Raw genomic sequence first — 13,376 nt, 5'->3', positions numbered from 1 at the left:
GTGACAACGTTTCGGGGGCGGAACTCGTCTTCACCAGCGGGACAGCAGAGCACCGCCAATCCCGGTCGAACCGACCACCGGACACCGAATGCCTGCCGGTGAACCACGCCGGGTGTACCCGCCACAACATCCTCGACCTCCGCCCAAGTCACGCCGACAACGGCCCGCTCCGTTCGCAGGGTTGACATCGCTGCAGGACTGATACGTCGAACGTTGCGGCTGACGGGGCACACACCGGACCCGGGCGGCCCTTTATCTGTGACTCTGAACTGAGGTGACACGGAGTGGGTTTACGCACCACGACCCCGACGATGACCGTGGTCGCAATGCGCGTAAGTCCAAGTCTTACACAGCAGAACCCGGCACACCGTCGCCCGATCGAGTGATTCGAACACAGGTTTGACGATGCTCTCAACGTGTGTGTAGCGTTACCGGCCACGAGCCGAGGGGGATCGATGGAAATCACCGATGTCGTGCAAGCCTGGCGTCGAATCGGCCAGGCACAAGCCACGTACCTACGAACACTCGCCGAGTACTCGGCACAACACGAACACGCCACTGATGTAACCGCCGAACTGGCACTCGCCCTAGGCGAGTCGGAACACGTGGTCCGCCGGGAGCTCGGATGGGCCCGCCAGCTGACGTCACGCCTGCCCAGTACCTTGAACTCCCTCACACGCGGCGACATCGACCTACGCAAAGCGTCCAAAGTGGTCCATCAAACGGATCCACTGTCCAGCACGGACGCCGCGCACGTCGATCGCCTCGTCGCGGACAAGCTCAAGGGTCGAAGTGCCGACTCCATCCGTCGGTGCACCTACCGGGCAGTGCACCGAGTTGACCCTGATGGCGCGGCAGCACGCGCGCGTCAACGACGTACCGAGCGGAAAGTGACACTGCGCCATCGCGAAGACGCAATGGCGACGATATCCGCCCACCTACCCGCGGAGCGCGCGTCGGCCGTGTACGCACGGCTCGATCGTCGGGCACGTGCGATGCGCACCCTCGGCGAAACCAGGACGACGGACCAGCTGCGCGCCGACGTGCTGGTAGACCAGTTCCTGGCGGACTGTTCCTGCGGAGAACCTGCGCGCGAAGACCACAGCGGTGCAACCGCCACGACCCCGGCAAGGGCCGAGAACGGCAAGGCGGAGATCTACGTCCACATCGACTTCGAGACGCTCGCCGGAATCCGCAACAATCCGGCACACCTGTCCGGCCACGGAGCGGTTCCCGCGGAAGTGGCGCGCCAGATTGCGTCCGACCGGAAGTCCACATGGCGGCGCATCATCACCGATCCGCAGACGGGTGCCCCTGTGGACGTCGGTAGAGAACGCTACCGACCGCCGGCCGTGACCGCGGACCACGTGAAAGTCCGGGACAGGGAATGCCGGTTTCCCGGGTGTCACCGGCCGGCCGAGTTCGCCGACCTCGACCACGTGCGTCCCCATGGATGCGATGGGCCGACCTGTGCAGCGAACTTGATCGGACTCTGTCGACGCCACCACATCGTCAAGCACACGGCCGACTGGGTGTTCGAGCTGGAACCAGACGGTTCACTCCGCGTCACGACACCGGAGGGAAGTGTCCGCACCGGCAAACCCGCCCAAGCCCAGGAGACCGCAGATACGCGCAAACTTGCGGAACGGAAGCGACGTCGGCGGCGAGGCAATCGCCGCAATCGAAGCCGAAACCGAAACGGCCACCACAGGGCCGGCAGCCACGCCGACGGCAGCCAAGACATCACTCAGCGCACGTCGAACGTTACAGGTCCTCCATGAACGGCACCTCGATCATGGCCCGTTCACTGATCCACGCACGGAGGGCTTGAGTAGCAAGGACATCGTCCTCGTTGTACCGGAGCAACCGTGCACGCTGTGCCACGTCGGGTTCCGTGTCGTCCATGCCGACCGCATCGCGGTACCACCGCATCGAAGCTTCACCGCCCGCTTCAGCATCCCGCCAGGCGAAGCCCGCCACCGGCGCGACCACCTTGAGGCCTTTGCCATGCGAGCACAGGAACTGATCGGACACGCTTCGAAACAAGTCGACCCACTCGTCGGAGTCGACGAAAGCCCGCACGTCAGCCGTCGACGGCACACCCCGGAACCCGGCGAACCGCTCCGCCGACGCATACAACCAACGGTTCTCGGCCAACGCGTTGTAGCAGTAGGCGCGGAACTGCAGTCCGGCGGCGGCAGTGCGGGCACGCACGTCCGTCAGCCACGACCAGAACGCGGCGAACGATCGCGCCTCATCATCCGTCGGCAACGGCTCCCACGTGGCGAACGCGTGATACCCGTGCTCCACCCCGATATCAGCACCGCTCAGCAGACAACCCCACAGATACGCCCCCGAGTCGCCGAAACTCTCCATGTCGATATCGACCTCGACGTCACCACGCGGCACGGTGACCTGGGAGACCCGCCGCACCATCGTCAGGTCAGCAAGCCACGCCTTGGCCAACGACACCGCGTCCGAGAACGACGTACCCGTCCACTGAATCGGGGGCTCGTCGTAGACGTCGAGTGCAGCGAGCTTGTCCACCGTCGCGATGCCGGCGCGGCGCAGCTCCATCGCGTCCTCGCCCCGAACGACCAGGCTTACGTCGCGAACCCTGGTGAGTTCGGCCTCGCACGTCGGCCACCACGGACAGCCCTTGCATTCGAGGACACGCGAGGGCTCGGCCAACGGCTCCTCACGCGCAGCCGCGGCGCGAGCTACGGCGAGACGGTCGGCAAACCGACTGTCGTATTCGGCGAGCGCAGTCCGCCCGCCTGGCCACGTTCCGGCCGCCAGGTCGTGCCACAGCACCACATCCGCATCGAGCCCGATCACTCCGCCGACCGCACGATCCGGCTCGGCGAACCCAGCGGCCTGCAGAAGTCGATAGGCGTGGGCAAGCCGCAGCTGATCACGCGGGTGCGACCGCACTTTCCGGTCCGGATCTGTCGAAGCGTTCGCGGGGTCGAGATCCGTCACCTCGGTCGTCCGAGCGCCCTCCCCCGCGTCCGTGATGCGATGACGCACGACGAGAACCGGCACGTAGCCGTCGACCGACCGGACAAGCAGCTGGATACCACCGCGCCGTCCCGCCTCGCGGTCGCGGGGCAGGAGGCCGCCCCAGATGTAACCGACTCCCTCCTCGAGTGCGGTCAGCGTCAGCCCTGCACGTTCCGCAGGAGCCAGATCAGCGGGAACGACCGTCCAGGTAGCGGCCGAATCGTCGGCGAGCCCGAACGCGGCATCCGGATCCTCGCCATTCCCAACCGGGGCGGTGGCGATCTGTAACCGCTCCGCGATGTCGGCGCGATGGGCTTCCGCATCGGCGATCCGCTGTTCGGCCGACGGATCCGGCGGGGCAAGTGGCGTCCCGACCATCGTGGGGTCGTTGTCGAGATGCACTCGCCGACGACACCGTGTGACCACGCCCGCGTCGAGCAACACCTCGTCAACCATGGTGTTCACTTTATGAGAAGGCCCCGACACTCCCGTAGGCGACGTGCTCCCAGCCCGGTATGACCAGTAAGTTCAGTCCCAACCATCAACGAACACGGTGCCGTCGGAAGGTCCCGATGGCACCCACGTAACCGACCGCAACCGGAGGCGAGGAACGGCGATGGCCAGCACATCCCGCAACACAGGCCACGACGACACGTTGTCCGAGTCCCCGGAGCCCTCGGTGTTCTCGGAATCTCCGGAGGTCTCGTCGGCGAAGTCGAAGAAGGCAGCGAAAAAGGATCGGAAGGCAGCGAAGAAGGCCGCCAAGTCCGACGAGCACGACTCGGGCCTGACTCCGCAGAAGGCGAAGAACGCAGTCAAGGTGGCGAAGATCGTCATCCCTGCGGTCGGCCCTGCGTTGGCGCCGTTGGCCGTCCGAGCAGCAGGCACCGTCCGCGAAGCGTACGACCGCTACCAGGCGCGCAAGATCGGCGTCCCCGTCGAGCAGCTGTCCGAGTACAGCGGCCACGGCGGCGGCCTGCTCGCCCGCATCGCCGGCGCGGCGGACGGGCTCACGGAGCTGCGACGAGCCCCACAAGTCACCAACGACGACGTGTCGTTCGCCCAGCACGCCCAGGGCACGCTCGAACAGCTCACCGCCTCGGTACGCGCAGCCGAGCACATGCCTTCGACCCGGCGGAAGGCCGCGCACAAAGCCATCGCCTCCGAGCTCGACGGTCTCGAATCCGAACTGCTGCGCCGTCTCGGCGTGGCCTGACCGCGACCACGCGGCGACGCGGCGACGCAGAAGGACGACGGCGTAGCAAGACAGGGAAAGACGGTGCAGCAGCGGCGACGCCGCAACACCGGCGACCCCACGGTGGCTCTGCTGAGACCGCGCTGGCTCAGCGGATGAAGCCCTTCGTCCGCATCCAGTCGTAGGCGACCTGTGACGGGTCGGCACCGTCGACGTCGACCCGCTTGTTCAACTCCATGATTTCCTCGTTGTCCAGCGTGTCCGCCACCGGTGCCATGACGTCGGCGAGCTGCGGGTGCTCGTCGTAGAAGTCCTTCCGCACGGTCACGGCCGCATTGTACTGCGGGAAGAACCGCTTGTCGTCCTCGAGCACCCGCAGGTTCAGCCCCGCGATGCGGCCGTCGGTGGTGAACACCTCGCCGAAGTTGCACGTGCCGTTCGCGACGGCCGTGTAGATCGCACCCGTGCCGAACGTCTTGGTCGTCCTCACCGGGAAGCCGTACGTCTTCGTCACCCCGGGCATGCCGTCCGGACGGCTGGCGAACTCCGTCTCGACGCAGAACACGGCCTCCCGCGGGTTCTGCTTCACGAAGTTCGTCATGTCCGTCATGGTCCGCAGGCCGTGCTCGCGCGCGAACTTCTCGGTCGTCGCGAACGCGTACGTATTGTTCACATCGGAGTACGGCAACCACATCAAGCCGTTCCGTTTCAGGTCGGCCTCACGAACCGCCTCGTACTGCTCCTGCTCCCCCGGGATCGGCGTGTCCTCGCCCAGATACGACAACCATGCCGTGCCCGTGTACTCCCACTGCACGTCGATCTGCCCATCCTCCAGGGCATAACGGGCACTGTTCGAACCGGCGATGTTCGTCAGATCCACGGTGTCCGCACCCGCCGCTTCGAGGGCGAGCTGCGCGATGTATCCCAGGACGATCTGCTCGGTGAAGTCCTTCGACCCCACCGTCACCTCGACACCGTCGAGCGCAGGCACCCGCGGGATCGATCCCGGCTGCACGTCGTACGGCAACGCGGCGTTGACGCTCAGTCCGCACGCCGCCGTGGTCGTCACCAACAGACCCGCCGCGAACATCGACCGCACCTTCCGGCCGACCCGCTTCCCGATCCTCATCCCAGCCCCTTCGGTCCGAGCAGCTGTTCGGCCAGCGCGCCCAGCCAGTCCACGACCAGCGCCAACCCGACGGCCAGTACGGCGCCGACGACGAGCACCGCGGGACGGTTCAGCTTGTATCCGGTGTCCACGAGCTCACCGAGCCCGCCACCGTTCACGAAGAACGCCAGCGTCGCCGTCCCGACGGCCAACACCAGCGACGTGCGCATGCCCGCCAGCACCATCGGCAACGCGAGCGGCATCTCCACCCGCAGCAGCACTGAGCGTGGCGACATGCCGATCCCCCGCGCCGCGTCCACCAGGGCAGGGTCGACGGACTGGATCCCCACGATCGTGTTCCGCAGCACCGGCAGCAGCGAGTAGAACGCGATCGGCAACGCCGCCGCCCACAGGCCCTCCCAGCCTGTCCACAGGAAGAACAGCACCAGCACACCCAGCGCGGGCGCGGCCTGCCCGATGTTGGCGATGCCCAGGAACACCGGTGCGACCGGCCTCGCCCACCGCCTCGTCAGCATCGCTCCGAGCGGCACGGCCACGCCGACGACGATCGCGGTCACCACCGCGGTGATCAACAGGTGCTCCCACGTCTTCGTCAGCAGCACGCCCGCCTGGATCGACTGCGCCTCGATCTCGTCGTTCTCCCTGGCCAGTGCCCACGTCAGCACCGCACCCACGATCACGAGGACAGCCAACGGTTGCGCCAACAGCCGCACCCGGTCGGCCTTCTTCGCGCCCGCCTCCTCGGTGGGCGCGGTGAGTTCGACGTCGCTCATGACGCACCGGCCCCGGGATCGGCGGCCGCCCCGGCACCACCGGCCGGCCCGACACCATCACCGGCCGCGGCACGACCGCCGGCACCATCACCAGTGTCCCCTGCGCCGTCGGTACCGGCGGCCTCGTGCTCCTCACGCAGCTGCGCCAGCACACCGGTCACCGTCTCGATGTCGATCATCCCGACGTACTCGCCGCGCGTACCGGTCACCACGGCGCGGCCACCCTCGGCCAGGATCGCCTCCAGCGCGTCCTGCAGCGTCGACTGCGTACTCACCGTGTCACCCACCGACCTGCCGATGTTCGCCAGCGACGTCGCCGACGACAGGTTCCGCACGTGCACCCAGCGCTGCGGCCTTCGCCTGCGGTCCACCAGCAGCGCGTACGTCGCCCCGGCTCGGGCCATGCGCGTCCGCAGCTCCGACGGCGATTCGCCCGCGTCGGCGGTCAGCGCCAGGTCGGGATAGTCGACGTCGCGTACGCGCAGCAGCGTCAGCTGTTTGAGCGAGGCACCCGCGCCCACGAATCCGGCGACCATGTCGTTGGCCGGGTTGGCGAGGATCGCCTCCGGGGTGTCGTACTGCTGAATGGTCGACGCCTCGCCCAGCACGGCGATCCGGTCGCCGAGTTTGACGGCCTCGTCGAAGTCGTGCGTGACGAACACGATCGTCTTGCCAAGGTCGGCCTGCAGGCGCAGGAGTTCGTCCTGCAGGTTGCCGCGCGTGATCGGGTCGACCGCGCCGAACGGCTCGTCCATCAGCAACACCGGCGGGTCCGCGGCCAGCGCCCGCGCCACGCCGACGCGCTGCTGCTGCCCGCCGGACAGCTGCCGTGGATAACGGTCGCGGAACTGGGCGACGTCGAGTCCCACGAGGTCCATCAGCTCGTCGACACGTTCGGCGATGCGTTTCTTGTTCCAGCCCAGCAGCCCCGGCACGACGGCGATGTTCTGCGCCACGGTGAAGTGCGGGAACAGACCGGCCTGCTGGATCGCGTAGCCGATCTTGCGTCGCAACCGGACGTCGTCGAGTTCCAGCGCGTCCTCACCGCCGATCGTGATGCGGCCGGACGTCGGTTCGATCAGCCGGTTGATCATCCGCATCGTGGTCGTCTTACCGCAGCCCGACGGACCCACCAGCACGACGAGCTGTCCCGCGGGGATCGTCATCGTGACGTCGTTCACCGCCGGTTCGGCCGAGCCGGGGTAGCGCTTCGTGACCCCCTCGAGCTGGATCTCGACGCCGGACACGGCGGCGTCGGTCGATTCGGGAGTCACGGCGGGTTCGCCTTTGTCAGCCACGGATACCTCTCGAAACGGTGAAGCGGGCGATGAGGAAGTAGACGCCCTCAAGCAGCAGCGCGAGGATCACGACGCCGAGCGTGCCCGCGAGCGCCTGGTTCGTCGCATTGGCGCTGCCCGCTCTGGTCAGTCCGGAGAACACCTCGCCGCCGAGGCCCGGCCCCTTGGCGTATGCGGCGATGACGGCGATGCCCATCAGCATCTGGGTCGCCACGCGCATGCCGGCGAGGATCGCCGGCCAGGCGAGTCGCAGCTCCACGCGCGTGAGCACGGAGAACCTGCCCATGCCGATGCCCTTGGCGGCGTCGGTGACGGCGGGGTCGACGCCGGCGAGGCCGACGATCGTGTTGCGCGTGATCGGCAGCAGCGCGTACAGCACGAGCGCCACGACCGCCGGCGTCGGACCGAGACCGAACACCGGGATCAGCAGTCCCAGCAGGGCGAACGACGGGATGGTCAGGATCGTGCTGGCCAGTCCGGTCGCCACGGCCGAACCGACCGGACTGCGGTACACCGCGACGCCGATCAGCACGCCAATCACCGCGGCCAGCAGCGTGGACTGCACGACTTCGCTGACGTGCAGCCACGACTGCAGAGCAAGCCGATCCCACCGGTCTGCGACGTAGTCGAACAGGGTCACCGGCGCCGCGCTCTCAGTCCACGGCGCCGCGCCCGGCGCTCTTCGGTGCGTTCCTCATGGATCTCCTCCAGTGACCTGCGCATCTCGTCCTCCTTGAGGATCAGCGGGTCGCTGCGCAGGTCCTTCCACAGCGATACGCACAACCCGACCATCACGACCACGAACGGCACCGCGATCAGGATGGTCAGGTATTGCAACCCATCCAGCCCGGTTTCGCCACCCGCGATGAGCATCACCGCGGCGACGGCGCCCATGATCACGCCCCAGAAGATGACGACGCCCCGTTTGGGTTCGACCGAGCCACGCTGCGACAACGTCCCCATCACGACGGACGCCGCGTCGGCCCCGGACACGAAGAAGATCGACACCAGGATCATCACGATGATCGCCGCGGGCAGGAACCACGGCAGGTGCTCCAGCATGGTGAACGTGATGACCTCGGATGAGACGTCCCCGCCCTGGTAAAGGTCGGCTCCACCGTTGCCGGGGTTGCCGTCGGTGCCGCGCTGCTGGATGTCCATCGCCGCGCCTCCGAAGATCGCGAACCAGACGAGGCTCACGGCGCTCGGCACGGCGATCACGCCGACGATGAACTGCCGGATCGTGCGGCCACGCGAGATACGTGCGACGAACATGCCCACGAAGGGCGTCCACGAGATCCACCAGGCCCAGTAGAAGATCGTCCAGGTGGACAGCCAGTTCTCCATGGCCTGACCGCCGGTCGCGCCGGTGCGGCCCGCCATCTCGGGCAGCTCGCGCACGAAGTCACCGATGGCGCTCGGCACCAGGTTGAGGATCATCACGGTGGGGCCGACGACCAGGATGAACACGGCCAGCACCGCGGCCAGGACCATGTTGATGTTCGACAGCCACTGGATGCCCTTCGCGACGCCGGACACGGCCGACGCGATGAAGCACACCGTCAGCACGGCGATGATCCCGACCAGCAGGCCGCTGCCGGGGCTGTCGATCCAGCCGACCGCACCGAGACCGCCGCCGACCTGCAGCGCACCCAGGCCGAGTGAGGCGGCCGAGCCGAACAGGGTCGCGAAGATCGCCATCACGTCGATGGCCTTGCCCAGCGGACCGCCGGTGTGGCGGCCGCCGAGCAGTGGCCAGAACACCGAGCTGAGCAGCTGGCTGCGGCCGCGGCGGAACGCGCTGTAGGCGATCGCGAGGCCGACGACGGCGTAGATCGCCCACGGGTGCAGGGTCCAGTGGAAGAGCGTCGTCGCCATCGCCGTGTGCAGGGCGTCGTCCGAGTTGGGTTCGAGGCCGGTTCCGGGTGGCGGCGAGGCGAGGAACGTCACGGGTTCGGTGGCACCGAAGAACATCAGGCCGATGCCCATGCCGGCGCTGAACATCATCGCGACCCACGACGAGGTGCGGAACTCCGGCCGCTCGCTGTCCTTGCCGAGTTTGATGCGTCCGTAACGGCTGATCGCGAGCGCGATGGCGAACACGACGAATCCGCTGGCCGTGAGCACGAACACCCAGCCGCCGTAGGGGATCACGGCGTCGAACAGCAGTGCTTCGGACACCGAGAGCAGGGTGTCGGGCTGCAGCACACCCCAAGCGATGATCGCGAGGGCGAGGATCGCGGCGACGACGAACACGGGACGGTCGGTCACGGCCTCACGGTCGGCCGCCGAGGCGGCAGGCAACGGCGGGGCAGCACGCGGTGCGGATTCCCCGGAACCGACACCTTCCTGGTCGGCACCTCCCGGGCCGGCACTTCCCGGCTCCACGTTTCCCGGGCCAACGGTTTCGGGCCGGTTCGCATGTGCCGGGACGCGCGCAGCGCCGTCGGACCCTCCTGCGCGGCCGTTGCCGTGCTGGCCGTTGCCGTGCTGGCCGTTGCCCGCGCCTGCGGCCGGGCCCTGATCCGCCGTGGGGTCACCGGTCACGGCCGGGTCGCACCCGTCGCGGGCGTCGTTACCGGAATGTGTGGACATATGCACACGTCCGCACGATCGCCACGGACGCGTTCTCCTTTCCTGTTGTCGCGGGCCGACGGCACTCACCCATGCCGTTCACCCGTTCGGGGCTGCACCCCGAGGGGCTGCCTGACGTGACGAGCTGCGCCCGCACGGTGCACACCGTTGCCGATCGCTCGTCGAACGGCAACGGTTTCCCGCGTTCCCGTCGCCTGTTTCACCGGCGGTTCCGGCATGGACGACCAAACAGGGCACGATCCGGACGGCCGATAGGCTGATGCCGTGCGCACACGAACGCCGTCCGGACGCCTCATGCCGGCCGTCCGCGGCGTTCTACTGGCGGCGACGTCGGCAGCACTGTCCGTGACCGCGCACGGTGCCGCAGGCGGCGGGCTCCCCCATCCGGCGACGACGATCGTCGTGTCGTCACTCATCGGATGGGTCGCTACGGCCACCGCACACCGTGCCCGCGGCGTTCGCGGCATCCTGCTGTTCCTCGGGTCGGGACAGCTCGCCGTGCACATCCTGCTCACGACGCTGTCCGGCCACGGCGGCGAAGCGCCCGCCATGGTCGCCGGTCACGTGCTGGCCACCGTGGCGACCGCCTGCGTCCTCGCCCGCGCCGAGACCGTGCTCACCGGGGTGACGACCGCCGTCCGCGCGATCCTCCCGGTCACCGTGTGGCGGTGGCGCCCGTACCGCAGGCCGCAACGTGACGTCGCCGGTACGCCCCTCCCACTGCCCGACGCCGCGACGACCGTCGTGGACGTGCTGCTGCGCCGCGTGCACGGCCGCCGCGGCCCGCCCGCCCTCTCCTGATCGAGTCGTTCGTCATCCCGTGGGCCGCGAGGCGCGCGGGCAACTCGTCACGCCGTGCCGCGCCCCTGCACGCCCCGCAGGCGGCACCACGGCGCCCGAAAACCCCATCAGGAGAGATCACCATGTCGACACCTCGTCCCAGCCGCCCGTCCGGTTCCCGGCTGCGTGCCCGCGGCGCCGCGCTCACCACCGCACTCGGCGCCACTCTCGCCGCCGGTGCCGTGCTCGGCGCTCCCGCCGCGTCGGCGCACGTCACAGCCAACGTCTACGGGGACGCCCCCGAGAAGGGCGGCTACGGCGCGATCACACTGCGCGTACCGAACGAGGAAAAGCAGGCCGGCACCACGAAGCTCGAAATGACCGTCCCGGCCGAGTACAAGATCACCAGTGCGCGGACACAGCCCGTCTCGGGCTGGAGCTCCGAGGTCACCACGAACGGTTCCGACGTCGTCACCAAGGTGACGTGGACGGCGGACGGCGAAGGCATCCCGGCGGGACTGGAGTCGTACCAGGAGTTCGGCGTGCAGCTCGGCGCGCTGCCCGACGACATCGACGAGATGCTGCTGCCGACGAAGCAGACCTATTCCGACGGCACCGTGTCGAACTGGAACCAGCCGCAGGAAGGCGATGCCGAACCCGAGAGCCCGGCACCGGTGGTCCCGCTCGCCGAGTCGTCGGGCGGCCACGGCGCGCACTCGGCCGCCGGTGAAGGTGAGAATGCCTCGGGTGAGGCCGGGTCCGGCGACCATGCACACGCCTCCGAGGGCGGCACCGACGAGACGGCGCGGTGGCTCGGCGGCGCGGGCCTGCTGGTCGGCGCACTCGGCGTCGGTGTCGGCGCGGGCGCCACGCTGCGCGCCCGCAAGAACGGGAAGGTGGACTCGTGACCCTGCGCATCACCGCGGTCGGGCGACTCCGCGCGGCCGCACTGTCGCTCGTCACGCTCGTGGCACTGCTGGTAACGGCGGCTCCCGCGGCTGCGCACAACCAGCTGATCGAATCGGACCCCGCCGACGGCGCGTCCCTCGACGAGGCGCCCCAGCAGGTCACGCTCACGTTCGACCAGCCGGTACAGCGCGGCGCGGGTGAGGACGTCAACCAGGTAGCCGTCACCGGGCCGGACGGCGGCAGCTGGGCGAAGGGCGACGTGCGGATCGACGGCACGAGCGTGACCGCCCCGCTGCACCCGCTCGGGCCCGCCGGCGAGTACGTCATCGGGTTCCGCGTCCTGTCGGCCGACGGCCACCCGGTCAGCGAGGAGCTCCGGTTCACGCTCGCCAGCCACGGGCCCGGCGGCGACTCTCCGCCGGGCGGGCAGACCACCGCACCGCCGCAGGCGGGCGCCGACGACGCGCGCTCCGGTGACGACGGCGAATCCGGCGGCATCCCCGTGTGGGTGTGGATCGCCGCGGCGGTCGTACTGCTCGGCGCGGGCGTGACTGTCGCGTTGCGCACCGGGTCGGACCGGCAGTGAGCCGCGCCGAGGCCACCTCGCGACCGCGCCTGGAGACGCTCACCGGACTGCTCGCCGCCGCGGTGGCGGGCGCGCTGATCGGCTTCGCGGGCGCGGCCGCCGGCCCCGTACGCGGTATCGCGGCGGCCGACGAGGTGGTCTCGGCCGGCATTCCGGTCACGCGGGCGGTGATGAACGTGGCCGCGGTCGTCACCGTCGGGTTGGCGCTGCTGCCGGTGCTGCTCGGAGGTGCGCGGGAGAAGCTGACCCGTCCCGTGCTGACGGCGGCCCAGCCCGCGGCGACCGCGGCGGCGTTGCTGTGGGCGGCCGCGGCCGGTGCCGCACTCGTGCTGCAGGCGGTGGAGTACCGGCCCGCGGCACCCGACGTCGGCGGCTACGTCGGCGACGTCGCGGCCGGCAAGGCCTTGGTGCTGGTCGTTGTGCTGGCGCTCGGCATGGCCGGGTTGAGCGTCGTGGCCGCGCTCAGGCCGGACACCGTGCCCGCCGAGGTACGCGTCGGCCTCGGACTGTTCGCGCTGCTCCCGCTGCCGGTCACCGGGCACGCGACGGGATGGTCGCTGCACGACTACGCGGCGATCTCCATCGAACTGCACGTGCTCGCCGCTGTCACCTGGACCGGAGGGCTCGCCGCGATCGCCGCGGTCGTGGGCGCCAACCGGACGCTGCTGGCCACGGCGCTGCCCCGGTTCTCGACGCTCGCCACGGGGTGCCTGGCCTGCGTCGCCGTCACCGGGGTGTTCAACGCGGTCGTCGAGCTCGGCGGCCATCCGGAGCTGTCACTGCCCGCCGCGCTGTTCGGCACGGCGTACGGCGTGCTCGTACTGGTGAAGGTCGCGTGTCTGGCGGGCGCCGCCGCACTCGGGGCGTACCTGCGGGCGAAGCTGCTGCCCCGCGTGCTCCGGCACCGGCGGACCTCACTCGCCACGTGGGCGGCCGTCGAACTGACGATCCTCGGCCTGGCGTTCGGCTTCGCGGTCGCTCTCGGCCGCACACCTGTCGGCTGAGCGGCACTGCCGCCCACGACGTTCGGTGAGCGATCGGCCCCACCGAAATGTCGACGAAAAACACCGCCATCCGGCCCAAACGCCGAACGGTTGGTTTCTGTCGT

Annotated in this window: 12 protein-coding genes; 6 read left to right on the top strand and 6 right to left on the bottom strand. The window is 69.1% G+C overall.

What is annotated here, in order from left to right; all coding sequences use genetic code 11:
* Positions 1-455: 455 nt before the first annotated feature.
* A complete protein-coding gene (locus LY12_RS16265) occupies positions 456-1,781 on the top strand; it encodes an HNH endonuclease signature motif containing protein (protein ID WP_253857649.1) in 1,326 nt (441 codons plus the stop codon).
* On the opposite strand, the gene LY12_RS16260 is transcribed toward LY12_RS16265, so the two are convergent.
* Positions 1,765-3,459, bottom strand: coding sequence for a TM0106 family RecB-like putative nuclease (locus LY12_RS16260; RefSeq protein WP_253857647.1), 1,695 nt, complete (start codon positions 3,457-3,459; stop codon positions 1,765-1,767). The two genes, LY12_RS16265 and LY12_RS16260, sit on opposite strands and share 17 nt — an antisense overlap.
* A gap of 223 nt (positions 3,460-3,682) precedes the next feature.
* Between LY12_RS16260 and LY12_RS16255 the strand changes: the two genes are divergently transcribed.
* Positions 3,683-4,219 (top strand): DUF6474 family protein, encoded by a 537-nt coding sequence (locus tag LY12_RS16255; RefSeq protein ID WP_253858861.1) that lies wholly within the window; start codon positions 3,683-3,685, stop codon positions 4,217-4,219.
* A gap of 127 nt (positions 4,220-4,346) precedes the next feature.
* On the opposite strand, the gene LY12_RS16250 is transcribed toward LY12_RS16255, so the two are convergent.
* Genes LY12_RS16250 through LY12_RS16230 form a run of 5 tightly spaced genes read right to left on the bottom strand, consistent with a single transcriptional unit; the run spans position 4,347 to position 9,993 of the window.
* A complete protein-coding gene (locus tag LY12_RS16250; protein ID WP_504967633.1) occupies positions 4,347-5,288 on the bottom strand; it encodes a glycine betaine ABC transporter substrate-binding protein in 942 nt (313 codons plus the stop codon).
* 35 nt (positions 5,289-5,323) lie between these two features.
* Positions 5,324-6,100, bottom strand: coding sequence for an ABC transporter permease (locus tag LY12_RS16245; protein ID WP_253857643.1), 777 nt, complete (start codon positions 6,098-6,100; stop codon positions 5,324-5,326).
* The gene (locus LY12_RS16240) at positions 6,097-7,374 is read right to left on the bottom strand and encodes an ABC transporter ATP-binding protein (protein ID WP_372493540.1); all 1,278 of its coding nucleotides are present in this window, start codon (positions 7,372-7,374) and stop codon (positions 6,097-6,099) included. Before LY12_RS16240 ends, LY12_RS16245 begins: the two co-directional genes overlap by 4 nt.
* Positions 7,375-7,390: 16 nt before the next feature.
* Positions 7,391-8,038 carry an ABC transporter permease gene (locus LY12_RS16235; RefSeq protein ID WP_253857641.1) on the bottom strand — a complete coding sequence of 216 codons (648 nt, stop codon included), beginning with the start codon at positions 8,036-8,038 and terminating at the stop codon, positions 7,391-7,393.
* Positions 8,035-9,993 (bottom strand): BCCT family transporter, encoded by a 1,959-nt coding sequence (locus LY12_RS16230; protein ID WP_253857639.1) that lies wholly within the window; start codon positions 9,991-9,993, stop codon positions 8,035-8,037. The genes LY12_RS16235 and LY12_RS16230 overlap by 4 nt, the downstream gene beginning before the upstream one ends.
* Positions 9,994-10,257: 264 nt before the next feature.
* On the opposite strand from LY12_RS16230, the gene LY12_RS16225 reads away from it, so the two are divergent.
* The 4 genes from LY12_RS16225 (at position 10,258) to LY12_RS16210 (ending at position 13,272) form a co-directional block, all read left to right on the top strand.
* A complete protein-coding gene (locus LY12_RS16225) occupies positions 10,258-10,794 on the top strand; it encodes a hypothetical protein (protein WP_253857637.1) in 537 nt (178 codons plus the stop codon).
* Positions 10,795-10,916: 122 nt separating this feature from the next.
* Positions 10,917-11,681: a YcnI family copper-binding membrane protein gene (locus LY12_RS16220; protein ID WP_253857635.1), complete on the top strand. Its 765-nt coding sequence runs from the start codon at positions 10,917-10,919 to the stop codon at positions 11,679-11,681.
* Entirely contained in the window at positions 11,678-12,268 is a 591-nt protein-coding gene (locus LY12_RS16215; protein WP_372493539.1) for a copper resistance CopC family protein, read from the top strand. The genes LY12_RS16220 and LY12_RS16215 overlap by 4 nt, the downstream gene beginning before the upstream one ends.
* A complete protein-coding gene (locus LY12_RS16210; RefSeq protein ID WP_253857633.1) occupies positions 12,265-13,272 on the top strand; it encodes a CopD family protein in 1,008 nt (335 codons plus the stop codon). The genes LY12_RS16215 and LY12_RS16210 overlap by 4 nt, the downstream gene beginning before the upstream one ends.
* Positions 13,273-13,376 lie beyond the last annotated feature (104 nt).

This window comes from Prauserella alba (assembly GCF_024171735.1).
Taxonomy (GTDB): Bacteria; Actinomycetota; Actinomycetes; order Mycobacteriales; family Pseudonocardiaceae; genus Prauserella; species Prauserella alba.
This window is presented reverse-complemented; position numbering and strand designations above follow the sequence as displayed.

Coding starts and splice junctions, on each gene's coding strand:
- LY12_RS16250 (WP_504967633.1), bottom strand. CDS start 5,288: ATGTTCGCGGCGGGTCTGTTGGTGACGACCACGGCGGCGTGCGGACTG.
- LY12_RS16260 (WP_253857647.1), bottom strand. CDS start 3,459: ATGGTTGACGAGGTGTTGCTCGACGCGGGCGTGGTCACACGGTGTCGT.
- LY12_RS16230 (WP_253857639.1), bottom strand. CDS start 9,993: ATGTCCACACATTCCGGTAACGACGCCCGCGACGGGTGCGACCCGGCC.
- LY12_RS16220 (WP_253857635.1), top strand. CDS start 10,917: ATGTCGACACCTCGTCCCAGCCGCCCGTCCGGTTCCCGGCTGCGTGCC.
- LY12_RS16245 (WP_253857643.1), bottom strand. CDS start 6,100: ATGAGCGACGTCGAACTCACCGCGCCCACCGAGGAGGCGGGCGCGAAG.
- LY12_RS16265 (WP_253857649.1), top strand. CDS start 456: ATGGAAATCACCGATGTCGTGCAAGCCTGGCGTCGAATCGGCCAGGCA.